General features: G+C 56.9%; 18 protein-coding genes. 9 read left to right on the top strand and 9 right to left on the bottom strand.

The window, feature by feature from the left end:
• The first annotated feature begins 12 nt into the window (after positions 1-12).
• The 3 genes from ACZ5K9_RS14440 (at position 13) to ACZ5K9_RS14430 (ending at position 3,986) form a co-directional block, all read left to right on the top strand.
• Complete coding sequence (locus tag ACZ5K9_RS14440) at positions 13-1,884, top strand: two-component system sensor histidine kinase NtrB (protein ID WP_464272029.1); 1,872 nt, start codon at positions 13-15, stop codon at positions 1,882-1,884.
• A 70-nt stretch (positions 1,885-1,954) separates the two neighbouring features.
• The gene (locus ACZ5K9_RS14435; protein ID WP_464272028.1) at positions 1,955-3,361 is read left to right on the top strand and encodes a sigma-54-dependent transcriptional regulator; all 1,407 of its coding nucleotides are present in this window, start codon (positions 1,955-1,957) and stop codon (positions 3,359-3,361) included.
• A 130-nt stretch (positions 3,362-3,491) separates the two neighbouring features.
• Complete coding sequence (locus ACZ5K9_RS14430) at positions 3,492-3,986, top strand: RrF2 family transcriptional regulator (protein ID WP_464272027.1); 495 nt, start codon at positions 3,492-3,494, stop codon at positions 3,984-3,986.
• A gap of 157 nt (positions 3,987-4,143) precedes the next feature.
• Here ACZ5K9_RS14430 and ACZ5K9_RS14425 read toward each other — a convergent pair whose 3' ends face one another.
• Positions 4,144-4,443, bottom strand: coding sequence for a DUF6955 family protein (locus ACZ5K9_RS14425; protein ID WP_464272026.1), 300 nt, complete (start codon positions 4,441-4,443; stop codon positions 4,144-4,146).
• Positions 4,444-4,457: 14 nt separating this feature from the next.
• Positions 4,458-5,717, bottom strand: coding sequence for a sulfate adenylyltransferase (gene sat, locus ACZ5K9_RS14420; protein WP_464272025.1), 1,260 nt, complete (start codon positions 5,715-5,717; stop codon positions 4,458-4,460).
• A gap of 460 nt (positions 5,718-6,177) precedes the next feature.
• Here sat and ACZ5K9_RS14415 point away from each other — a divergent pair, with 460 nt between their 5' ends.
• Positions 6,178-6,600: a Crp/Fnr family transcriptional regulator gene (locus tag ACZ5K9_RS14415; RefSeq protein ID WP_464272024.1), complete on the top strand. Its 423-nt coding sequence runs from the start codon at positions 6,178-6,180 to the stop codon at positions 6,598-6,600.
• Position 6,601: 1 nt separating this feature from the next.
• Here ACZ5K9_RS14415 and ACZ5K9_RS14410 read toward each other — a convergent pair whose 3' ends face one another.
• On the bottom strand, positions 6,602-7,483 hold the full coding sequence (locus ACZ5K9_RS14410) for a hypothetical protein (RefSeq protein WP_464272023.1): 882 nt from the start codon (positions 7,481-7,483) through the stop codon (positions 6,602-6,604).
• A gap of 169 nt (positions 7,484-7,652) precedes the next feature.
• Here ACZ5K9_RS14410 and ACZ5K9_RS14405 point away from each other — a divergent pair, with 169 nt between their 5' ends.
• Together ACZ5K9_RS14405 and ACZ5K9_RS14400 are read left to right on the top strand one after the other, a co-directional pair.
• Complete coding sequence (locus ACZ5K9_RS14405; RefSeq protein ID WP_464272022.1) at positions 7,653-8,336, top strand: metal-dependent hydrolase; 684 nt, start codon at positions 7,653-7,655, stop codon at positions 8,334-8,336.
• Positions 8,337-8,606: 270 nt separating this feature from the next.
• Positions 8,607-8,882 (top strand): RNA recognition motif domain-containing protein, encoded by a 276-nt coding sequence (locus tag ACZ5K9_RS14400; protein WP_464272021.1) that lies wholly within the window; start codon positions 8,607-8,609, stop codon positions 8,880-8,882.
• A gap of 63 nt (positions 8,883-8,945) precedes the next feature.
• Here the strand turns inward: ACZ5K9_RS14400 and ACZ5K9_RS14395 are convergent, their stop codons facing one another.
• The 5 genes from ACZ5K9_RS14395 to ACZ5K9_RS14375 form a co-directional block, all read right to left on the bottom strand.
• Positions 8,946-10,172 carry a pyridoxal phosphate-dependent aminotransferase gene (locus tag ACZ5K9_RS14395; protein WP_464272020.1) on the bottom strand — a complete coding sequence of 409 codons (1,227 nt, stop codon included), beginning with the start codon at positions 10,170-10,172 and terminating at the stop codon, positions 8,946-8,948.
• Complete coding sequence (locus tag ACZ5K9_RS14390) at positions 10,169-11,593, bottom strand: FAD-binding oxidoreductase (protein WP_464272019.1); 1,425 nt, start codon at positions 11,591-11,593, stop codon at positions 10,169-10,171. Before ACZ5K9_RS14390 ends, ACZ5K9_RS14395 begins: the two co-directional genes overlap by 4 nt.
• A gap of 208 nt (positions 11,594-11,801) precedes the next feature.
• A complete protein-coding gene (locus tag ACZ5K9_RS14385) occupies positions 11,802-12,557 on the bottom strand; it encodes an ABC transporter substrate-binding protein (RefSeq protein WP_464272018.1) in 756 nt (251 codons plus the stop codon).
• A 100-nt stretch (positions 12,558-12,657) separates the two neighbouring features.
• The gene (locus ACZ5K9_RS14380; protein WP_464272017.1) at positions 12,658-12,978 is read right to left on the bottom strand and encodes a hypothetical protein; all 321 of its coding nucleotides are present in this window, start codon (positions 12,976-12,978) and stop codon (positions 12,658-12,660) included.
• Positions 12,979-13,017: 39 nt separating this feature from the next.
• Entirely contained in the window at positions 13,018-13,848 is an 831-nt protein-coding gene (locus tag ACZ5K9_RS14375) for a HEAT repeat domain-containing protein (protein ID WP_464272016.1), read from the bottom strand.
• 416 nt (positions 13,849-14,264) lie between these two features.
• Here ACZ5K9_RS14375 and ACZ5K9_RS14370 point away from each other — a divergent pair, with 416 nt between their 5' ends.
• From ACZ5K9_RS14370 to ACZ5K9_RS14360, 3 genes are all read left to right on the top strand, one after another.
• Positions 14,265-17,642, top strand: a complete 3,378-nt coding sequence (locus tag ACZ5K9_RS14370) for a bacteriohemerythrin (protein ID WP_464272015.1) — start codon at positions 14,265-14,267, stop codon at positions 17,640-17,642.
• 86 nt (positions 17,643-17,728) lie between these two features.
• A complete protein-coding gene (locus tag ACZ5K9_RS14365; RefSeq protein WP_464272014.1) occupies positions 17,729-18,874 on the top strand; it encodes an ABC transporter substrate-binding protein in 1,146 nt (381 codons plus the stop codon).
• Positions 18,871-21,870: a PAS domain S-box protein gene (locus ACZ5K9_RS14360; RefSeq protein ID WP_464272013.1), complete on the top strand. Its 3,000-nt coding sequence runs from the start codon at positions 18,871-18,873 to the stop codon at positions 21,868-21,870. Before ACZ5K9_RS14365 ends, ACZ5K9_RS14360 begins: the two co-directional genes overlap by 4 nt.
• Here the strand turns inward: ACZ5K9_RS14360 and aroC are convergent.
• Entirely contained in the window at positions 21,824-22,891 is a 1,068-nt protein-coding gene (gene aroC / locus ACZ5K9_RS14355) for a chorismate synthase (protein ID WP_464272012.1), read from the bottom strand. The genes ACZ5K9_RS14360 and aroC overlap by 47 nt on opposite strands.
• Positions 22,892-23,084 lie beyond the last annotated feature (193 nt).

Genomic DNA, 23,084 nt, shown 5'->3' with positions numbered 1-23,084 from the left:
TTTGGGGAGTCAATGAAAGTGATGAAAAGCTTGCGACTGCCTCGATTGAAAAAAAAGCCGACCCCTTCCGAGGTTTCGCCGTGGCTGTCGCCGTGGCTCATCCTTGGATCCGCAGGACTCCTCGCGGTGATTCTGACCGTCGTCGCGTTTAGAAACGTGCAACGAGAACAGCGACTCATGGAAATGTCTCTATCCACCCAGGCGCACACGCTCATGGAGTCCCTCGAAGCCGGAAGCCGAACCGGGATGATGGGTCGCATGGGATGGGGACGCGGCCATCTGCAAATGCTCGTGGAACAAACGGCACAGGAACCTCACATCCTTTACATCCGTCTTGTGGATTCGTCAGGACGCGTCCTGGTTTCCAGCCATTCGGAAGAAGTCGGAGAAAAAATCCCTCCCAACCCTTCCGCAGAAACGGACGGACAGTCCTTTTCGGATTTTCAAGGGAAAAGGGCTTTTGAGGTCGTTCGAGCTTACGAGCCCTGGGCTCACTGTATAAGAACTTCTTCCGCCCCATGCGGAGAAGGCCGCCTCAACCGTGGCTCAGGAATGGGCCAGTGGAGCCATTGGCAAAATCCCTTCCCAGATGCGGGTCCTTTGCGGCTTGTGGTAGGTTTGGATGCTTCCCCCCTCCAAGAGGCTATACGACAAGACATCATCCATCATGCGTTCCTTTTGGCCATCCTTTTCTGCCTCGGCGCCACAGGTCTCATCGCCCTATTCTGGGCTCACGGCTACCACCTCGCCCGAAAGTCTCTGCGCAGCATGCAGGTGATGACAGACGCGATCTTTTCACGCATGCCCGTCGGCCTGATTGCAACGGACGCCCAGGGTGTCATCCTCAGAACCAATCCGGCTGCCGCACGACTTCTGGGCCCTGAGATCAGAGCCGGCGGCACGCTGGACGCCTTCCCCGCTTTGGAAGCCCTGCGAAAGCGATTGGAAAAGGGCGAAAATCCCATCGAAGACAACATGATTCACAACGCCGGGCCGAGTCAATCAAGGCCGCTTCTGATCCATGCCACCGTTGTCAAGGACGCGGACTCATCGCCCTCCGGCTTCGCCTTCTTGCTGTCGGACATGACCGCTGTCCGAACCCTGGAAGAAAAATTGCGCCGTCACGAACGCCTGGCGGCCTTGGGCAAACTCGCCTCTGGAGTGGCCCACGAAATCCGCAATCCCCTCAGCTCCATCAAAGGGTTTGCGGCCATCCTCGCTCGAAAAGTGGCCCACGATTCCACGGCTCAAGACGTCGCCCGAACCATGACCCACGAGGTCGATCGTCTGAACCGCGTCATCTCTGAACTCCTGGAATTCGCCCGACCCGCCGAATTGGACCTTAGGCCCGTGCGATTACAGGAAGTTATCGAACACACTGTAAAACTCGTGGAACGGGAGGCGCACCACGCGGGCGTTCGTCTTACCACGGAAATCGTCCCACCGGATTTGGAAGCCGTTGTGGACGCCGACCGGTTCGCCCAGGTTCTGTTGAACCTTTACTTGAATGCGATTCAGGCCATGGTGGAGGGCGGAGGACGCCTCACCGTGCGCGCTTTCATGGAGCGTGGGGTCCTTCGAGTGGACGTGGAGGATACCGGTACCGGCATTCCCGAGGACGCTTTGGGTCACATCTTTGACCCGTACTTTACCACCAAGCCCAATGGGGTAGGTCTGGGATTGGCCATTGTCCACAAGATTGTGGAGGCTCATGGGGGAGATATCCTTGTGGACAAGGCAGGAGCCGACGGCGCACGCTTCGTCATCCGGATTCCTCAAGACGTCCTGTGCGCCGATGGAGTGCATCTTTCGATCCAGGACCATCGATCCCAGGGGGAAAACCCGCACGACAGCCCAGAAAGGACGAAGACCCGCCTTCAGTGACCTGTGTGCGCTTGCCGAGAACCTCTTAGGGGTCAAAAACCGTTGAGACTTTTGGGTGCTAGGAATGGCAATGAAACCTCAGGTGTCCGCTCATGTGCTCATTGTCGATGACGACCCGGCTCATCGCCTGATGCTCACCACGCTGCTCGGCGAATGGGGATACCGGGTCCATGAGGCTGACGGGGGACTTTCGGCGGTCCATAAAGTGCAAGAGCAGCCGTTCGATGCCGTGATTATGGATGTGCGCATGCCGGATATGGACGGCATCGAGGCGACCCGCCATATTCACCGATACAATCCCGCTCTGCCGGTCATCATTTTGACAGCATTCTCGTCGGTTCCATCGGCCGTAGAAGCTCTGAAAGCCGGGGCGTACGACTACTTGACCAAGCCCTTGGATTTTGATGCGTTGCGCCTGGCCCTCAATCGTGCGCTGGAACACACCCAGCTGCGCACTGAAAACCAAGAGCTCCGTGAACAACTTGCTCGATTCCGTCTGCCGGAAATCATCGGAAAAAGCCCCGCCATGGAACGTCTTGTGGAACTGTTGGCCTTGGTGGCGCCCAGTGAAGCCACGGTGCTCATCACCGGGGAGAGCGGCACGGGGAAGGGTTTGGTGGCCCGGGCCATCCACGCCAACAGCCGACGCAGTCATGGACCCCTGGTTGAAGTCAACTGCGCTGCTCTTCCCGAAAACCTTGTGGAAACGGAACTGTTCGGGCACGACAAAGGGGCCTTTACCGGTGCGGAAAGAGCCCGCCGCGGTCGTTTCGCTCAAGCTGACGGCGGAACGATTTTCCTTGACGAGGTGGGGGAGTTGTCGTTGCCCATGCAGGCGAAACTGCTGAGAGTTCTTCAGGACGGTCAAATCCAGCGGGTCGGCAGCGACCAGCCCATTACGGTCGACGTGAGGATCATCGCCGCGACGAACAGGGACCTGGAAGGCATGGTCCGGGAAGGAACCTTTCGGGAAGACCTCTTTTACCGGCTCAACGTCGTCACCGTGGAAATGCCCCCCCTTCGCCAGCGTAAGGAGGACATCCCCGTCCTTGTGGACCATTTCCTGCGCAGTTTTTCTTCCAAGAACAAGAAAACCGTTCGGGGAATTACGCCCCGGGCCATGGACCTGATGCTCAGGTACGATTGGCCGGGGAATGTCAGGGAACTGGAAAACGTCATGGAGCGGGCCGTCATCCTGCTGCGAGGCGACTACGTCACCGAGGCTGAGCTGCCCCTGCATCTGCAACGGTTTGCCCCCCCCGAAGCTTCACGTCAGGAGGACGAGGCCGCCCTCGAAAACGGCGAACCGGGGTCGGCCATGACGCTGGCGGAAATGGAACGGCGACTTATCGAGAAAGTCTTGGAAGAAACAGGAGGAAACAAGAGCGAAGCGGCGCGCCGTCTGGGGATTACCCGCCGCACACTGAAGCTTAAGCTGAAAAAATACGCCGAAGAAACCCCTCCAGGGACCCGATAACTGAGCTCTTGCTTTCTCCATAGAAAATACGTTATGCGTAATTTGAATCTGTGCGTGCTTGCGGCCGATGCCGCCGCCTTGGATTGGACCTTATGATTTTCAGAAACATGCGGAACAAGGAGCCAGCCCCATGGTCACCCTCTCCACGCGAAGCCGTTACGGAACGCGACTTTTGATGTCTCTTGCCCGCTCTTCCACCCAAGGTCCGGTGCAAATTGCAGAGATCGCCAAAGATCAGGGGATCTCGGTCAAGTACCTGGAACAAATCGCTTTGACCTTAAAAAAGGCAGGCATCATTGAAACCGTACGCGGTCGCGGGGGTGGTCATCGGTTGGCGAAGAGTCCCCAAGAAATTACTCTTGATGAAATTATCGGCGTCCTGGAAGGAGGCCGGCAATTTGTCCGGTGCGTCTCGCAACCGGAATTGTGTTCCCGAGCACCCCGATGTGCTCCCCGACTGGTGTGGCAGGAATTGTCCCAAACCTTGTATGAGAAGCTTAGCCGTTGGACCCTGGAGGATCTTCTTCGCCTAGAGGACATGCTCGCAGGGCAGAGTCATCGTGGGCCGAGGGAGGATGAAACGACTTTGTGCTGCCCGGCTTTAGCGCCCACATTCTTTTCATGAGACGACGAACAGCTCCCCTCTCCAGAGAGGTCTAAATAGTTTCTTGCCGGGAAAGGGACGGTCCGGGGCTTATCATCGCCCGGCACCGTCTTTCGTGTTCCCGGCCTCTCGTGTCTGGTGTTTCTTCGAAGCCCTCGGCGCGCACACTAGCTTTCACTTAGTATCCGCTCAAGAACTCGTCGAGGACATCCACACTTTTTCTCTCCACCACGATGTCAAAGATTTTGTCCTTAACATTCCTGGGAAGCAGCTCAATGCTCTTGGTGGTCGCCGAATCAAATTTTGCCGTGGGAAAAACCTTAAGTATCTTATCCCGCTGGGCCGCATTGGCGTAGACGCGAATGACCTTCATGCCGGCCAGCATTTCTTCGCACATGTGGGCCAAGCCGGCTTCTTTGAGCTTTTCGTAACGTTCTTCATTGACCCAAATGTTGATGGGGAACTTTTCCTCGGCCATAACCTCACCTCCTGTCAGCCCGCCAAAGGCGGAATCGTGAAAACGGGCGTCCTCTTTGCCAGATATTCATCGGTGACGAACGGAGACCCGAAACCGTATTTCTCGGCGCATTCCATGACCAGATCGAACACTTCCGGCCGGAAAATCAGCCGAGGAGGCTTGACCCCATCTTCGACAATGCTGCGAATCAACGTCCCGCTGAATTTTTGCCACTCTTTTTTGTGATTGCACAGCCCTTCACTGGTGATTTCTCCACAGTGCGGACAGTATAGCCAGTTCATGGAATAGACCGGGGTGATGTTGAGCTCGTCTTGCACGGTCGCCAGCAAATGATGCGCGTCATACGGTCCGTAGTATGTTCCAACTCCGGCATGGTCCCGGCCGTACATGTGGTGTGTGAGCCCAAGATTGGTGCGCAAGGCCGCGTGGAAAACAGCTTCTTTGGGTCCGGCATAGCGCATATCCCAGAAAGTCAAGGAAGTCATGTGGTTATGATCCCCAAAATAGCCCGATTTGCGCAACTCGTCCTGCGTCAGGATGATCGCCTCGTCGATGTAGTCCCCTTTGCGTTTCTCCCCGATAATGGCGTTTACTAGGACGCCCACTAATGGTTTTTCAATGGGAAGTTCCGCATAGGTTTGCAACCATGCCCCCTTCATCAACCATTCATGGCCGGTGTGGGGCACGTTGCGGGTCTGATGGGCGACGATCCGCTGCCAGCCCTTTTCTCTGAAACGTTTGCGCATTTCCAGAGGGGGGATGAAGTAGGGATCAAAGGGCGGATTGATCTTGGGCGGGGTGACCAGGGTGATCTGTCCGCCCAGAAATTTATCTTTGTAGGCGTAGGTTCGGGCACATCCGGGATGCTTGGCCTCGGATGTCCCGAAGATGGATTTGCACATGGCCTCCTTGTCGTAAGAGTAGATCTCGCTGATTTCGAAAATGGCCATGGGGTTGCCATGATAGGTCAGACAAATGGTATCCCCTTCTTTGATGCCGTAGTCGGATAGTTCTTGATCGGATAGGTCAAACAAGATGGGAATGCTCCAGATGGTCCCATCCTTAAGGCGCATGCTCTTGACCACGGAATCCAGATCTTCCCTGCCCATAAAGCCGGTCAAAGGGCAGAAAAACCCGTAAGCGATGCCGATGATTTCGTTGGCAATCTGACTCCGGACCGGCACCTGTTTGAGTCCCCGCACCTTGGCGGGGGCGTCTTTGGGGTCCAGAATCCGTTCCACGATTTCTTTGCCGCCATGCCCGATTTCAGCCATGATCCACCTCTCCTGTCTCGCCGTCGTGTCTCTCGTGCCTTGCGTGGAGCAGGCAGGTCCTCCAGCCCAGTGACGAACCCGGTCTCCCACCCCCTCTCACAGAGAATTTACCGTCGCCGTCGCAGCGATCGGACCGCCTCAGCCTTCTTCTCGGCCCTTCCGCACGTGTGGCCGCAGGATGTCGCCTCTCGGTTTGAACGAAAAGGCCGCGGTCATGGGCTCAGGTCTCAGGATGAGGGCACCGTCACCGTATAAGACACTCGACAAAGAGCGCGAACATGGGCATAGGTAAAGAGGCATGGGGGAGTCACCAGGAGGTGCCCTCACACCTCCTGATTCCCGAGTTAAGGGCATTTTAGTTCTTTTTTTCTCAAATGGTCAACGGCCAAGAGCGGTTTTTCTCCACCGGCTCCCCGGGGAGGCCATGGGGAGTATGTCAACGCACAAAGGGAGGGTGACCATGTTCTTGAGAAAAGCGGAGATTTTCGAAGGAGTCAATCCTGAACTGTTGAATCGGATTCACGACATGGCCGAAGAAGACCACGTTCCGGAAGGGCATGTGTTTTTCCGAGCCGGGGATCCGGCCGCATTTCTTTACGTTCTGAAGGAAGGGCAAGTCGCCCTCACGACAGGGGGTGCCGCTCCCATCACCTTTCCCATCGGCGAACCAGGGGCCGTTTTCGGCTGGTCCGCTCTGGTGGAGCCCCGCACCTACACGGCCACCTGCGAAAGCACCATGCCGAGCTCGGTCCTCAAACTCGACGGCGGTGAACTCCTCAAGCTCTTTGAGGAAAACCCCAAGGATGGCTTGCTCGTGGTTCGGCGTTTGGCCCGCGTCATGGCCTCGCGCTTAAAAGTCAGCTACGAGCGGTTTGGACGGTGATTCAATCGCAGGCATTCACGGTGCAGCTGCCGCCCGAGTCCGTCGGGAACAAAAGATCCTGAGGGTCAGAGCCCCTCAAGGAAACATTCAGGGCGCTCAGGAGATAGCCTGGAACTTCAGGTCCAGCGACGATCCGCCCCTGATGGACAACGAGGGGAACATGGGATAATCCCCTTTCCATGCAGAATGCATTGTTGGCACGAACCACGGTCAGGGTGGACATGACGCACCGAAACTTGTCCGGCCACGAGGCACAGGTGCGGCAATGATTCTGAACCAATTTCCATACAGAACCCAGGCTCCAGGCCTCGGGACATAAACGAACCCGATCTCGGGACGCCATCTTTTCGAGCATTTCCAAAATACTGTGGCAGTATCTGCAGTTGGGTTCAAAAAAGAGGTACAAGTTTTGGTCGTCCCCGCTCACGGTGGTAAAAGGCGTATCACTGCACGTACAGACGGCCCGTGCAAGAGGGACGATGGCGAGAGCCGCGCATAAGGTCACGGCCGCCACACCCCACGCGGCTCTCTTGGCGACGGGAACAATTTCAGGACGGGCAAGGATCACCCATAGGACAAACATGAACGTGTACCCTAGGCATGCGGGGCAATAAAGGTTCAGGAGCACTTGGGTCAACACCAGGAAGCCTTCAACGGCCATGCCCACGACGACGAGAACACCTAAAGGGACTCGGCCGTAGCGGAAGGCCCATAGTAGCAGGGCTCCATACACAGCCCCGGCCCACCATAGGGCGCCTTCTTGAAGGGCCTGACAGCTAAAGGAACGACACAACAGGTTTCCTGTCCAGACCGCATTGACCACAGCATAAACGAGTAAGGCAATCCCTAGGGCGTAGAGCACGATGTGCCTTTTGCGCATCATTTCCGTCACTCCCACTCGACAATGCGAAGGTGTCAGCGGATGAAATCTTGTCATTGCACCCCGTTTATGTCAATGATGCGCTCGTTGACAGCGGGGGTACACAAAAATCATCGGGTTTGAAACCCGAGGAGATGAACCCTTTAGAAAGTCTCAGAAAAGGGAGGCCCTTATGAGCGTGACCGTCACGTGGTACAGCCATGCGTGTATTCTCATAGAAACCCGCGGGACGCATCTTTTGATCGACCCGTTCTTGACGGGAAATCCTCTGGCTCCCATAAGTCCCGACCATGTTCCCGCCGACTACATCTTCGTGTCCCACGGGCACGGGGATCACTTGGGAGACACCGTGGCCATCGCCACACGCACGGGAGCCACGGTAATTTCCAATTTTGAGATCTCCACCTGGCTTTCCAAGCAGGGGCTGACAAAGCTTCATCCTCATCACATCGGCGGTGGATCCAACCACCCATGGGGGCGCGTGAAATTGACCATCGCCCACCATGGATCGGCTCTCCCTGACGGGTCCTACGGCGGCAACCCGTGCGGATTTCTTTTCACGGTGGACGGCCTTAAGATCTACCATGCCTGTGATACCGGGCTCTTCTACGACATGGCTCTTATCGGCCAAGAGGGGATTGATCTGGCCGTTTTGCCCATCGGAGATAACTTCACCATGGGTCCGGAGGATGCCCTACGAGCCGTCAAACTGATCAAGCCGGCCAAGGTGCTGCCCATTCACTACGACACCTTTGACATCATCCATCAAGATCCGGCTGCGTGGAAAGAGCTGGTGGAAAAGGAAACCTCGACGCACGTTGTGCTTCTTAAGCCGGGAGAAAGCCTCGTGTTGTGATGGGCATCGCAATATGTTTGACAGGAGCGCGTTTCTATGCGAAGCTCGTCGCACATCCTGGCAGACCAAGACCGCCACGGAACCATTCTCGGCATGCCCTATCCACCCAAGCCCGCCATGCATGGTTCTTCGCGTTCGAGCCGGCCGTTGCCGCGTTTTCCGGGATGCGATGAAGCGTCACCGAGGGTCGGTGATGGGTCGGTCCTTCGTTCTCGTGGTTGGAATCGGCCGGCCCCTCCATTTCATGAAACCACGCGCAAAGGACACAACATGAATCTTTACGTCGGGAATCTCGCCTACAGCGTCACGGAAGACGATTTGCGGGCCGCCTTCGCCAAGTACGGTGAGGTGAGCAGCGTCAACATCATCGTTGATCGTCAGACGGGACAATCCAAGGGGTTCGGCTTTGTGGAAATGCCACTGAACGCCGACGCCGATAAGGCCATCAAGGGCCTGAACGGTGCAGACCTCAAGGGCCGCACTCTCAAAGTCAACCAGGCCAAGCCTCGGCCCAGCCGCCCTTCTCGCGGTCCACGTTATTCGTAGGCGACACGTTCCTCAGTAGCCACGAAACGCCTCGGTGCCTTGCGCCGAGGCGTTTTTGTCTCATCAAGGCGCGTTTTCTCGAAACCACCGCTCCAGACGCCCCATGGCTTCATCCAATTCGGCCTCAGGACCCCCGAATGAAAGCCGCACATGTCCCTCTCCTCCAGGGCCGAAGGCACCGCCCGGAATGGTAATGACCCGCGCTTCGTAGAGGAGTCGAAGGGCCACGTTCATGGAGTCCCCAAGGTGCGGCGGGAATTTCACCATGATGTAATAAGCTCCTTGGGGCTTAATGTAGGACACCCCGAACGCCATGGAATCCAAATGCCCGCACACCCGATCCCGCCTGCTCTGCAAGATCTCGCGAAATTCCGCGACACAACCTTGCGGCCCCTCCAACGCGGCTAAAGCCGCCACTTGCGACGGTGTCGGCGCACAAATGGCGGCGGCATCGTGAACCTTCATCACATGGTCCAAAATTTCCTGATGGGCCACGACGGCACCGACCCGCCATCCGGTCATGGCGTATTTTTTGGAAAAACTAAAAACCCCGATGAGTTGCCGCCTCAGATCGGGGATGGACAGCAGGCTGAAAAAAGGCCTTCCGTCGTAGGTCAAAAAGTCATAAGTCTCATCACAGATGATGAAAAAACCATGGGTCAAAGCCAATTCGGCCGCAACCCGAAGATCTTCCTCCGAGAAAACCGCACCTGTGGGATTGTGGGGATGACAGATGATGAGCGCTTTCGTCCGTGAGGTTACGGCTCGACGAAGAGCGTCCACATCCAACTGCCAATCCTCAATCCTCAAAGGAAAAAAGACCGGACGGCCCTCGGCGAGCAGGACCTGTTCGATGTGAGACGCGTAGTTGGGCGACGGGAGGAGAACCTCGTCATCGCGGTCCACCAGGGTGAGCACCGCAGCGCATAAACCTTCCATAGCGCCAACGGTAATACAGATTTCCGTTTCGGGATCGACACAAACCCCACGTTCTCTTCGCAGCATGTCCGCGAAGGCTCGCCGCAATTCGCGCAAGCCAGGTCCCAGGCTGTACTTTCCCGTCCAGGAGTCTTCTCGCAGGTGCCGACAGACCGCGTCAACAATGTGCTCCGGTGTAGCAAACGAAGGGATCCCCTGGCCTAAGGAGATGCAGCCGGGAACGTTCTGGGCCAAGAGGGGCATCTCTTTGATGGCCGAAACGGCGATTCCGCGAACCCTTCGGCTGATCCCTTCTTCCCGGTACCTTTTGCCTGCAGCTTTCAGAGCGGATCGTTCCAACGCCACCGTCATCCCCTCCTCGCTTCTTCTCCCCACGGAAAGATTTTTCCTGGGTTCAGGACAAAATTGGGATCGAAGACTCGCTTGATGGCCATCTGGAGCCGGATGCTTTCCGGTTCCAGCTCCATAGGGAGGTACCGTTGTTTGGCGACACCCACGCCATGTTCCCCGGAGATCGTCCCGCCACGGTGGACCACCTCGGCGAGCAAAGCCCGCACACCTTCCTCCACGCGTTCGGCACGAGATCCTTCACAGGCAGTGATGTTCAAATGAATATTGCCATCTCCCGCATGTCCGAAACAGTAGATCTTCAAGTCGAACCGTTTTTCCATTTCAGGAATGCATTGGACAAATCCCGCGATTTCACCTAGGGGCACGACCACGTCTTCGGGGATATACACGGCGGCACTGTGTTCGATGCGCAACGACACTTCCCGCCGCACCGACCACATTCGCTCCCTTTTGGCGGCATCCGGCGCCATGAGCACTTCCCAGGCCCCATGTTCCAGGCACGCGTGCCCCATTCGCTCGATTTCTTGGGAAATCACATGGGGATGCCCATCGGCCTCGACAAGCAGAAAAGACCCGGCTCCCTGAGCTTCCTGAAACGGCAATAGATCGCCCACCAGCTCCAGACACCGACGGTCCAGAAACTCCAAAGCCGACGGCACCAGACCCGCCGTGAGGATCCCGGAAACAGCGCTCATCGCGCGAGACATGTCGGGAAAGAGTGCCACCAGGGTTGTCAGCGCCGGGGGATGCGGGATCAGCTTCAAAATCAATTGGGTGATGACCCCCAATGTACCTTCGCTCCCCACGATCAACCGGGTGAGATCATAGCCGACGACGCCTTTGCGCGTCCTGACCCCTGTGCGAATCAACGCCCCTGTGGGAAGCACTACATGCATCCCGAGGACGTAGTCTCGGGTGACCCCATATTTCACGCAAGAAGGGCCGCCCGCATTAGTCGCCGCATTTCCACCAATGCTGCATGTTTCAATGCTCGCCGGATCAGGAGGGTAATACAGGCCGTGGGCTTTGGCGGCACGCTTGAGTTCGGCGGTTATTACGCCGGGTTCCACCACGGCGATGAGATTCACCGGATCAATGGTCAGAATGCGGTTCATCGCGGAGAGGTCGAGAACCACGCCGCCGTGAACAGGACTTGCCCCCCCGGCCAATCCCGTTCCCTGCCCCCGAGGCGTGACCGGAAAGCGAAATCGGTTGGCGCACTCCATGAGGCGCACGACCTGCTCTTCGTGACGCGCCCTCACCACCGCTGACGGGAACCCTCGGGTGTGTGAGGCATCTTCCGCGCATTCATTCAATTTGTCCGGATGCGTGGAGACGACCTCGTCCCCGAGCACCTCTCGAAGCACAGCAATGACTTCTGGCGTCAGTCTCTGATCGGAAAAATTTCTTTCTCGCCCCACAGCTTTTTTCTCTACCGTGTTTTTTAGAAACGAATTGATCGACGTGGCAAAAAGCAGTCTGCGGAAATCTCTTTGAAGAGCGCTCGAGCCCTCTTGGGTAAAAACCGTAGGGGCACGGCATGCCGTGCCCCTACTTCCGCCCGAAAACGGCCGGGGTGAGGCGTCGGCCTCTCAAGGCCCCACCCGCCGGCCCATATTCGGAAAAGATCTAGAGCTGATATTTCTCCCTAAGTTCTTGCCACTTGGGAGATTTCATCAATTTTTGCAAACCCTCATTGAGCATGTTTAAGAATTCGGGTTCACCCTTGCGCACGCCATAAGCGAAAGTTTCTTCCGGCATGCCGAAGGTGCCCAAGATCTTCAAAGGCTTTTCTCGAACCACTTCATGGGCCGGCGCATCGTCCATGGCCGCCGCGATAATTCTTCCGTTCAGCACATCCTCGGCAGCCAACGGCCCCGAATCATAGTAGACCAACTCAAAGTTTTTCCCCTTGTCGATGAGGTTCTCCTTCATCCACTTGGCTTCCGAGGTGCCCCGTTGCACTCCCACTTTGTGCCCACCGCCTAGGACCTGATCCAGGGTCAGGTTCGCATCCTTCTTGACCACGAGAACCTGTTTGATTTCCCAGTACGGAATGGTGAAGTCGATCTGTTTCTTGCGTTCTTCGGTGACGCTCAGCCCCGAAGCGATCACGTCAATCTTCCGTGCCGTCAGACTGGGAATGATGGCATCCCAGTCGATCGCTTTGTGTTGCACTTGGAACCCCATGGTTTGGGCAATCCAGTCGAGCGCTTCCACATCGAAACCGGCGGGTTTGCCGTCCTTATCGATGTACGCAAAAGGTGGAAAGTTGGCATCGATGCCATTGATGTACACTTTGTCGGCAGCCAGAACTCCATGACTCATGACGCCCACGACCAAAGCCACGCCAATCAACAGCCCGCACCATAAACCTCGTCGCATGCCCTCTCCTCCTTGTCTTTTCGTTCTAGATGAAAAGTTTGCCCAACGCTGCACCCCATACCTCGAAAGTCAGCGCCCTGACAAGATCATCCAAAGGCTTTCATGGCAGGTCCCCATCCTCCTCGGCACCGGCCTCCCACCATTCATGGCAGGCTTCCTCGATAGCTTCCCTCACCACGGGAGCCACCTCATGGCGGATTGACCAAGCCATGGACACCCACTCTTCCATAATCCTATGGGCCTCCGCTTCCTCACCTTCGTCGTCCAGTTGACTCACCATGTCCATCAACGCGGCCAGAGATTCCCCCACGGGACGGTGCCCTTCACTGGAAGCCAGAACAAACCCGTTGCGCACATATTCCCATCCCAGAAGCCCGCGGTCGGGCTCCCATGTCCATCGGATGCGCTTCTTTCGAGCCATGATTCTTCCTTTCGCGGCAGCCCTGCAAAAATCTTGTCATCAGCGCTCCCTCGCTGCGCCGTTGCCGTTGCCCTCCTCCAAGGTCAAGATACTCTTGGCCCGTGCCAGGGATTCTTCCACCGCATCCACAACGTCCGGATCGTCGCTGTTGAGCAGATCGCCTAAAACTTCCGGCGCTCTTTCCGGCATGACGGTGGCCACGGCCTCGATGGCGGCGAAAAGAAGGTCCTCGTCGATTTCTTCAAGGCGCAACAACCTCTCCAGCACAGGCGCGGCCTCGGGCAGTCCCCACGCCCCTGCGGCACACACGGCCTGGAAAAAAATCTCGGGGTCCTCCGATTCCAAGGATTCCAGAATTTCTTTCTCGAATCCGTCAACCCAACGCATGGCGAAGACGGCGGTAAGTTTCCAGCCGTCATCCCCGGAGGCATAGGCACTGGCCACGGCCTGTCGATGCCACTCCTGGGGCGCCCTCACCGATCCCTCCAGCACACTGCGCCGGACGTCGGTGGGTGTGCGCGGATCATGATAAAGTTCGTAGAATCTTTTTTGTATCTTCTGGAAAACTCTCTCCGAGAGAGGATCTTCCTCGGAATCGTCAAAGCCTTCCACGTCCGCATATTCCAAGGCCGACCCAAGGGCCACAGCCGCCATACTCCGAACCCCCGGATCCTCATCGTGATCGGAGGCCACATTGAGCAGCACGGAGGCAACGGCATCGTTCATCACAGAGATGTCGGACAAAAGTTCGGCCGCCATTTCGCGATCCGCCGCCGACGCTTTGGTGTCTTGCACCAATGCCAACAACCTCTCCGCGGTTCCTTCGGGCCATTCCCAAGACGGCAGATCGTACAATTGTTCCAGGTCCATCCTCGGTTTTCTCCTCTGGATATGAGTTACGGAGTCGCGTCGCCCCCCAGCGCTGAAATCACGCCGAACAGAGTGGACGCCATCATGAGTCCTACCACAAAACCCGCCGCACCGCGTTGAAAAAATGTCGCCTGCCCCAGTTCTTTTTTCCTTAAAGTCTTCCATGGACCTTTCCGAAACTTAAGATGAGCTTTTTTCGGCACTTCCCAGGACCTGCCCGGGACCAAAGGGAGACAGAAGTTTGGGCTCGGTCCAAGCACGCGGCTGCTGCTGATCCCTCGGCTGCATTTCGGCGCCTCATCGATGCCGGCGCCGCCAACGTCCTGCAGGCAAGGGAAGGCAGGCCCATTCTTTGGAAAACTCCTGGGAGCAGCGATCGAAACACGTGTGAATCATCAGACGGAGGAGTGACACAGATGCATCTCAGCCTGAAAGCGAAGCTCATCGTCCTGGCCGTCGGTCTCGTCGCCCTGCCCTTGGTGACAAACACTGCGGTCAACACCTTCCTGTCTCTCAAACAATCCAAGGACATCGGCCATTACCTGAACACGGTGCTCGAGGAAGACGCCGCACGTTATCTTACAGCGCTTCTCGAGGCGGACCATGGCGTGGTCAGCGGGGTTGTGTCCAAAGTGGAAGATGATGCCCGGCGTCTCGCGGCGTCCCCGAATCTTCGCCACTATGTGGCCATTCAAAGGGGAACCCAGGCGGAGCTGCGTTCGGCGGTGGAAGCACAGGCCATGGGTCAGCTCAAGCAAATCACATCGGTCTTTGATTCAGAACGCCAAGCCGTTTCAAGACAGCTCAAAAACGACATCAAACTGGCCGAAGCTTTGGTGCAGCGTTACGGAAAGCCGGACCTTTCCGACTCAACTTACCGATGGAACGCTGTGAATCAGTTCACCAAAGAAACCCAGACCGTCGATCTCCCGCTCATGCGTCTGGGGTCCCAGCTCCTGTATCCGGTAACCGACTTCGACACTCGAGCTTTCGTCGTGGATGAGCTCACGGAACTCACGGGGAGCACCTGCACGATCTTCCAAAAAATGAACGACTCCGGCGATATGCTCCGCGTGGCAACGACCGTGAAGAATCCCCAAGGTCAACGCGCCGTGGGCACTTTCATTCCCGCCGTGAACCCGGACGGCACGCCGAATCCCGTCGTGACCACTGTTTCCCTGGGAACAACCTATACAGGTCGGGCATTTGTGGTCGATGAGTGGTATCAAACCATCTACAAACCGCTCAGGAACCCTTTTGAAGATGTCATTGGAATGCTCTATGTCGGCCTGCCGGAAAAGAGCATAGGAACGATCCGAGATCTAGTGAGAGAAGCCCGGTTGGGCAAAACAGGCTTTGTTTTTATCGCAGACGAGGAAGGATGTCTCGTCCTGTATGCAGACCGAAGCGTGGAAGGACAGGACGCGGGGGCTGTTTTCGGCATCCCTTCTTGGCGGGACTACCTTAAAGACGCACTGAGCAAGAAAGAAACCTTCGTCTCTTTCAGAACGGCAGACGGCCGTGATCGTTTTCTTTCCCTCGTCCACTATCCCGATTGGAAATGGGTCCTCGTGGGGCTAGGGTCGTGGGACGAATTCACCGGGGATGCCGCCGAAAAGGCCTTCAGAGATTTTGCAGAAGAACTCAAAGCCCTCTGGCACGTCGGCGTCACACAAACATCTCACGGGGCCAAAGCTCTGTATGCCCAAATCCGTTACCTGGACCCTTCCGGCATGGAACGGCTCAAAGTGGTTGACGGAGTGTTCCGGGAGGATTTGGGGGCTCGAGCGGATGTCGACTGGTTTCAGCAAGCTCTCAAGACGGAAACGTTCTACAACACGGGTGTTGAAATCGCTAAAAATACTCAAAAACCGGAACTCCGCGTCGCAGTGCCCGTACGCACTGAAGGCCGCGTGGAAGGTGTCGTCGTAGTGAACCTGGACTGGTCCGTCGTGTGGGATCTGCTTAAGTCAAGGAAGCGCGGGGAAACGGGCTACGCATCCGTCATTGATCCCCGGGGGATGCTCGTTTCCCATCCCAAGTATTCGTTGGCCGACGGGGTTCGGGTCACCGAAGACAAATACGGGGACCTAGCTAGGCTGATCAAAGCCGGGCTGAGCGGCGCTTCCGGAACCGGAAAATACACTTTTGAAGGGGCCGCGAAATTTATGGCCTACAAGCCCCTTCCCATAGGATCCAAAACCTATTTGGTCGTCACCACTATGGCCGAGGACGAACTCATGACCATGGCGCATCAGGTCGCCGAAAGGCTTGATCAAGGTCGATCCCGTGCGATGAAGTGGGCCATGAGCGTTGCGGTGATTATGGTCCTCCTGGGCATCGGGGTCGCCGCCCTCTTTGGCCGCCGGATTGCCAACCCCATTGTTCGGGCTGTCCTGGGTCTGAGTGAGGGTGCCGACCAGGTGGCTGCCGCGTCGTCGCAAGTGGCAGGATCCAGTCAGCAGCTGGCAGAGGGCGCATCCGAGCAGGCGGCGTCTCTCGAGGAAACGTCATCCGCTCTGGAAGAGATGGCCTCCATGACCCGTCAGAACGCCGATAATGCTTCCCAAGCCGATGCCTTGGTCAAGAACTCGGGAAGTGATCTCAGAAAGGCCCAGGAAGCCATGGCAAGTCTTGAAAAAGCCATGGCGGAAATCGAAGCCGCCAGCGGAGAAACACAAAAGATCATCAAGACCATCGACGAGATCGCTTTTCAAACCAACCTGTTGGCCCTGAACGCGGCCGTGGAAGCGGCCCGGGCAGGCGAAGCCGGCGCGGGATTTGCCGTCGTGGCCGATGAAGTCCGCAGTCTCGCCATGAGGGCTGCCGAGGCGGCGCGCAACACTTCAAAAATCATCGATGAAACAGTGCAGAAGGTGCAAACCGGGCACGCAGCAGCGAGCCTCGTTTCCCGGTCCTTTGCAAAGGTGACTGAATCGGCGGTCAAAATCGGCGAACTCGTCGCGGAAATCGCCGCCGCCAGCGGAGAACAAGCTGAAGGGATCGATCAGGTCAACCGGGCGGTGGCCGAAATGGACAAGGTCGTTCAGCGAAACGCGGCCAATGCGGAAGAATCGGCATCGGCCAGTGAGGAACTGAGCGCTCAGGCGGCTTTGGTCCGCGAATATGTTCAACAACTGGCTCAGGTCGTCGGGATCGTGACCGACGCCGTGCGTGCCAAAACCCAGGAACTCGACCTTCAAGAATCCCAAGGCCCCTCGGAGGATTTTCAACTGGAAAAGAAAGGTCTTGGACCCGAGGCCGAGGCGCCGAAGACCTTACGCCCTCAAAAGCCCGTGGCCACAGAGGCCGCCAAAGTCAAGGCAGCAGCCCGTTCGCACCCCCCCCGCGGAATCGTTTCGCTGAACACACGGCGCATCAAACCCCTGATGGAGTGGAAGTCTGATTATTCTGTGGGAGACTTTGACATCGATCAGCAGCATCAAAAGCTCTTCAAGATGGTCAACCAACTCAACGAAGCCATGCAAGTGGGCCAGGGTCGCACCGTCTTGGAGCGGTTGCTCACCGACCTGTTGATCTACACTGAAAAACATTTCGAAGCGGAAGAAAGGCTGATGGAGAGGGCCGAATACCCAGAACTGGCAACCCATAGGGAAATCCATGTGAAATTGACCGACAAGGTCAGAGATATCGTTCAGCGGTTCCAGGGCGGCGAGACGAACCTGACCTTGGAAGTCATGCACTTTTTAGAAAACTGGCTGAGACAACATATTCTCGGAATGGATAAAAAATACGCCCCCTATTTGCACAAGAACAAAGAAGCAGTATTTTAAACGAGGTACTGTAATCTGAGAAGACCCCCCAAAACGTGATGCAGTGAAAGGCGTTGAGCACCCCTTTGGCAGGCGGCAGTCCAGAGATGGTCCGGGGAAGAATTGAGAAATGGGTCGTCTTTTGGGCGTGTATATGGCTGAGTGTTCTGGCTGTGGCTTGTGAGCGCAACCCCGTTCGGGTGGGGTTTGCCGGAACGCTCACTGGGCCGTACTCCGACCTGGGCATCCACGGCCGGAACGGCTGCCGTTTGGCCGTCGAGGACATCAACGCGGCTGGAGGTCTCCGAGGTCGACCCGTGGAGTTGATCGTCCGTAACGATGCGGGTACGCCGGACGGTGCTCGGCAGGCCTATCGGGAGCTGACGGCCAAGGGTGTGCTCGCCGTCATTGGTCACATGACAAGCGCTTTATCCTTGTCCACTCTTCCCTTGACCGAAGAAACAGGCGTCCCCCTGATTTCTCCGACAACGTCCACTCCGCTCTTGCGCGGCCGAAAAGATCTTTTTTTCAGGGTCCAGTCGGCCAGCGATGTGACTGCCCGCGCTTTGGCCCGCTGGCTCACAGGCAGACCGTCGATCCGAACCGTTTGCACGGTCCGCGACGTGAATAACGATGCCTACTCCAATCCTTGGGAAGCCGCTTTTGTGGAGGAATTTGAACGTCTCTCAGGTCATATCCTCTCTCGACTCGAATATCGTGAGCTCAATGCGGCCGATCTGGAATCCCTCACTGAGAGAATGACAGCCCTGCAGCCGGATGCCATCCTCTTCATCAGTTCCGCACGGGACGCGGCGCTCTTGGTGCGGTCTTTGGAAAACGCCGGGATCAAGAGTCTTCTGCTCAGCACCGCATGGGCACAAACGGAAGCCTTTCTCAACGATGTGGGTCCTCTCTCCGAAAGGCTTATCTTTGCGGCGGATAACGCGCCAACGGACATCACCACAACTCTACGGGAGTTTACGTGGCGGTACCGCAAACGTTTTGGTATCGCCCCCTCTTTCGCGGCCGTGCGGGCATACGAGGCGGTTCATTTCCTCGCGACCGCCTTCAATGAAGCTGAAGGCAAGAGGGAACGATTTGTCGAACGCCTTATGCAGCCGCGAATCGTTGACGGCTTGTACGGTAAGATCCGCATCGACGCTTTCGGGGACGCTTCGGGAGAGACTTACGTCGTTGGTGTCCGGAATGGTCGGTTCGTCGTGCTGGAGTGGATGTCCGGAGATCCGCTGTGAAGGAAAAGCCCCTTCTCCGAGACCTGGTGCAGCGATATTTCCGCACGCGGCTGATCGTCCCCTTAGGGGCACTCTCTGTTTTGGCCTTAATCGCGGTCACCGCGCTGCAACTTCAAAAGCTTTACAAAGATCACGCTTTCTTTGTCAAAACCATCGATCGTTATACCTCTGTGCTCTTCTCCGGTGCTCACAGCACCTTGCGCCAGATTGCCTTTTCGGCGGAAGAGTCCGGAGAAACCGTTCGGAATTTTGCCATATCCTCCCCCTTGGCTTTTCATCGGGTTTTTGTTTTTGAAGCTCCAGAAAATAAGCCATCAGACTTTCGGAAAGCCTTTACCCTGCCGCCGTCTGTGGACATCCCTCTGTCGCTTTTTCCCGATCCCCAAGAATGGCCGGCCCTTTCCAACCCCTATTTTAGCAGCCAGCTGAAAAACCTGACCGTGGCTGTCATGGTGCGCGCCCATCGTTTCTTTGCCTTTGGGGAACTGAACCTGGACTGCTTGGAACACCTGATTCGGGAATTTTCCCAAAGCGCTCCGGAAAACCTCGTGCTCGTCTTGGACCGTTTTGGGAATGTGATTTACCATCCCGATCCGAGTCTTATGCGATCCCAAGAAAACCTCGGTCACGAACCTTTAGTCAAACGCGCGCTCATCCATTGGCAGCCCCGTCGACTAATTGCTCAGTATGAAAACCAATACATGTTCGCTTATTGCTGGAGAGTTGCCCTGTGGGACTGGGTCATTATCGTCGGCACGCCGGTCGTCCAAACCTTGCTGCCCCCTCTATTGTGGGCCTTAGCAGGCGTCGTCGGTCTGTGGTCTGCCGTTTTTGCCCTATTGATCGCTTTCAAGAGGCACCTCGACCGCATCATCGTCCATCCCATCGTCCACATGAAATCCCTATTGGATGCCTTCGCGAGTCATCGAAACCTTCGCGTGCTGGAACAGGCCGCCGATACGGCCCCTTTTTTGGAACTTGACCTCTTTGCCCGTGAGCTCCACCACAGCTCGCAAGCCGTTATGGAACGAGAATCGGCCCTGGTCGCCCAAGGGCGCGAAATCCACCGCATCTTAGAATCCATCGAAGACGCTGTGATCGTCACCGATTCCGTCGGCCGGATCACGCGAATCAACGCCAAAGCGGAAGAACTCACAGGCTGGACGCGAACCCAGGCTTCCGGCCGTCCATCAAAACAGGTGGTCATGATCACTGATCCCAAATCCGGAAAACAACTGGAAGACCTCGTCCAAAAAGTGGTCGCCACCGGATCTGCCCACAAAACACCGGCCCACGGTGTGCTCCATGCAGCCGACGGCTCTCTGGTGATCGTAAGCTCCAGGGCGGCCCCCGTGCGGAATGACACCGGCGCCATTCAAGGCGTGGTCATGATTTTGAGTGATGCCACGGCGGAGTATGAGGCGAAAACGCTTATGGAGGAAAGCGAAAGAAAATACAGAGAAATTATGGAAAGCATGGAAGAAGCCTACATGGAACTGGATCCCACGGGCCGCGTCACCTTTTGCAACCCTGCCCTCTTGAAAATCTTGGGATGTTCCTGGGAAGAACTTCAAGATCGGACCTATCCAGATTTTACGGACGCCCCCACCGCGGAAAAGATGCGGGCTTTTTTTTCTGAAATTTTCGCCTCCGGAAGTTCTTTGGGGCTTCAGGACTTCGTCATCCACGACGCCCAGGGACGTCGCAAGACCGTGGAAATTTCCGCCGGGGTCCGGCGGGCGGAAGATGGGAGAAAGATCGGTTTCCGCGTGTTGGCCCGCGACATTACGGAAAAAGCGCAAGCCCAGGAACGAAGCCGCACTCTGGAAAAAATGCTCATGCACACGCAAAAAATGGAATCCCTCGGAACGCTGGCCAGCGGGATCGCTCATGAATTCAATAACCTGCTTCAAGCCATGTCGGGTTACCTGGAAATGGCCCTGAAACACACGGATCCTCAAGACCGACGCAGCCGGTGGTTGACCCGGGTTCAAGAGGCAGCCTTTAAAGCTCGAGATCTTATCCGAAGGCTCCTTTCGTTTGCTCGACAAACAGAGCCCATCCTGGAGCCGGTGGATTTCAACGCGATCGTGGAAGAGACTCTGGAATTGCTGAAAAAGAGCATCCCTCGGATGATCGAAATCCAAAAAGATTTGGGTCCCCATCTGCCGGTTCTCGTCGCGGACCGCCTCCAAATGGAACAGGTTGTGATCAACCTCACGGCCAACGCCCGAGATGCCATCGGCTCGGACAACGACGGCGTCATCCGGGTACGAACGGGCACATACAGTGACGACTACGGGCGGGCTTGGATTCGCTTGGAAGTCTCCGACACAGGGGCGGGCATCCCTAAAGAAATCCAGGAACGCATCTTCGATCCGTTCTTTACGACCAAAGAACCGGGAAAAGGCACGGGGTTGGGCCTTTCCACCGTCTACGGAATTGTGACGGCGCACGGAGGGCGCATCACGTGTGAGAGCCGATTGAATCACGGGACGACGTTTTTCGTGGACTTTCCCGTGCGACCTTGGGTAACCAAGGATGCTGCCCATGAAGCTGAGGGGGAAACGCCAGAGGAAACGGAAAAGTCAACGGGCGCGACGCTTCTTGTGGTGGATGACGAGGAGGCGCTTCTGGAATTAATTCATAACGCCTTGGAATCGGAAGGTTATACGGTCAAGACGGCTCGCTCGGGAGAAGACGCCTTGACGTGGCTCAGCGAGAACCATGGCCGGGTCGACGCTGTCGTTCTTGACCTGAGCATGCCTGGCATGGGGGGCCGTCAGTGCCTCCATATCTTAAGCCAGCAGTTCCCGCATATCCCGGTGATTGTCGCCAGCGGAGACGCGGCTCACGAAATCGTTCGGGAACCGGCAAAATTCCGGGTTCGGGGCGCCATCGTAAAACCCTATCGGCTGAAGTCTCTCTTGAAAATTCTGCATGATGTCCTTAAATCGCCGGCGCCCGCCGTCGGTGCGGAAAGGGATGGAGCATAAAATCTGCCAGAGTGAGGAGCACCATGGCCTCGCAGACGGGCACAATCCGAGGAATGGCCGAAACATCGTGACGCCCTTCAATCCGCACTGTGGTCTCACGACCGTCGCGCGTCACGGTTTTCTGGGGCACCGCCACCGACGGAATGGGTTTGACGGCAACTCTGACCACAAGATCCATTCCGGTGGATATCCCTCCCAAGATCCCACCGGCGTTGTTGGAGGCGTAGCCGTCCACGGTGAGAGGGTCGTTGTGGAGGCTGCCCAACATGGAGGCGGCTTGGAATCCCGCGCCGATTTCCACGCCTTTCACGGCACCGATGGACATCAGCGCCGCCGCCAACCGAGCATCCAGCTTGTCAAAGACGGGTTCCCCCAAGCCGGCGGGGCATCCCGTGGCCATGACGAGGACGATCCCGCCGACCGAGTCTCCGGCGGCTTTCACCTCCATGAGGTGTTCCACCATCGCTTGTGCCGCGTGACGATTGGGGCAAAAGACAGGGTTTCTCAGGGCTTCATCCCAATCCGTGGGCTCACAGCGCACCGATCCCAAAGCCACGGTCCCTGCGCGCACCTGAATCCCTTCCGAGGCGAGAAACTTTCTGGCGACGGCGCCGGCGGCGACTCGAGCCACCGTTTCACGACCGGAACTGCGCCCGCCGCCTCGCCAGTCCCTGACCCCGTATTTTTGTTCATAGGTGCGATCCGCATGTCCAGGCCGGTAAAGATCCTTTAGGGCTTCGTAATCTCGACTCCGTACATCCCTGTTTTCGATCATGAGGCTGATGGGAGTTCCCGTGGTGAGGCCTTCAAAAACCCCCGAAAGGATGCGGACCGTGTCGGGTTCTTTCCGAGCCGTCGTAATCTTTTTCCCGGGCCGACGGCGTTCCAAATCCTTTTGGATGTCGTCTTCGCACAGCGGGATGCCCGGTGGACACCCATCGATGACCGCACCCAAAGCAGGTCCATGGGATTCACCCCATGTCATGACCCGAAAGAGCCGTCCGAAGCTGTTGCCCGGCATGTCTTTCTCCTTTTTCTTCATCACCCTCTCGAGAAGTCGGCAAATCCGAGGTCTCATTCAGCCGCCGGCTTCCCCAATGCGGGAAATTTAGGGATGACCACAAGGGCTTCCCCGATCCTCTCACGCCTTGCGGGAGCGCTCGCTCCCGCCACAGCGCTTGACTCCACAGCTCAGGGCGTTATTTTTCAATAGC

This window comes from Desulfosoma profundi, assembly GCF_055387865.1.
Note: the sequence above shows the minus strand (reverse complement) of the source record. Positions and strands in the feature narration are given on the sequence as shown.

Bases quoted from the DNA above. Each gene is read 5' to 3' on its own strand.
- ACZ5K9_RS14440 (WP_464272029.1), top strand. From the start codon at position 13: ATGAAAGTGATGAAAAGCTTGCGACTGCCTCGATTGAAAAAAAAGCCG.
- ACZ5K9_RS14435 (WP_464272028.1), top strand. From the start codon at position 1,955: ATGAAACCTCAGGTGTCCGCTCATGTGCTCATTGTCGATGACGACCCG.
- ACZ5K9_RS14430 (WP_464272027.1), top strand. From the start codon at position 3,492: ATGGTCACCCTCTCCACGCGAAGCCGTTACGGAACGCGACTTTTGATG.
- ACZ5K9_RS14425 (WP_464272026.1), bottom strand. From the start codon at position 4,443: ATGGCCGAGGAAAAGTTCCCCATCAACATTTGGGTCAATGAAGAACGT.
- sat (WP_464272025.1), bottom strand. From the start codon at position 5,717: ATGGCTGAAATCGGGCATGGCGGCAAAGAAATCGTGGAACGGATTCTG.
- ACZ5K9_RS14415 (WP_464272024.1), top strand. From the start codon at position 6,178: ATGTTCTTGAGAAAAGCGGAGATTTTCGAAGGAGTCAATCCTGAACTG.
- ACZ5K9_RS14410 (WP_464272023.1), bottom strand. From the start codon at position 7,483: ATGATGCGCAAAAGGCACATCGTGCTCTACGCCCTAGGGATTGCCTTA.
- ACZ5K9_RS14405 (WP_464272022.1), top strand. From the start codon at position 7,653: ATGAGCGTGACCGTCACGTGGTACAGCCATGCGTGTATTCTCATAGAA.
- ACZ5K9_RS14400 (WP_464272021.1), top strand. From the start codon at position 8,607: ATGAATCTTTACGTCGGGAATCTCGCCTACAGCGTCACGGAAGACGAT.
- ACZ5K9_RS14395 (WP_464272020.1), bottom strand. From the start codon at position 10,172: ATGACGGTGGCGTTGGAACGATCCGCTCTGAAAGCTGCAGGCAAAAGG.
- ACZ5K9_RS14385 (WP_464272018.1), bottom strand. From the start codon at position 12,557: ATGCGACGAGGTTTATGGTGCGGGCTGTTGATTGGCGTGGCTTTGGTC.
- ACZ5K9_RS14380 (WP_464272017.1), bottom strand. From the start codon at position 12,978: ATGGCTCGAAAGAAGCGCATCCGATGGACATGGGAGCCCGACCGCGGG.
- ACZ5K9_RS14375 (WP_464272016.1), bottom strand. From the start codon at position 13,848: ATGGACCTGGAACAATTGTACGATCTGCCGTCTTGGGAATGGCCCGAA.
- ACZ5K9_RS14370 (WP_464272015.1), top strand. From the start codon at position 14,265: ATGCATCTCAGCCTGAAAGCGAAGCTCATCGTCCTGGCCGTCGGTCTC.
- ACZ5K9_RS14365 (WP_464272014.1), top strand. From the start codon at position 17,729: ATGGTCCGGGGAAGAATTGAGAAATGGGTCGTCTTTTGGGCGTGTATA.
- aroC (WP_464272012.1), bottom strand. From the start codon at position 22,891: ATGCCGGGCAACAGCTTCGGACGGCTCTTTCGGGTCATGACATGGGGT.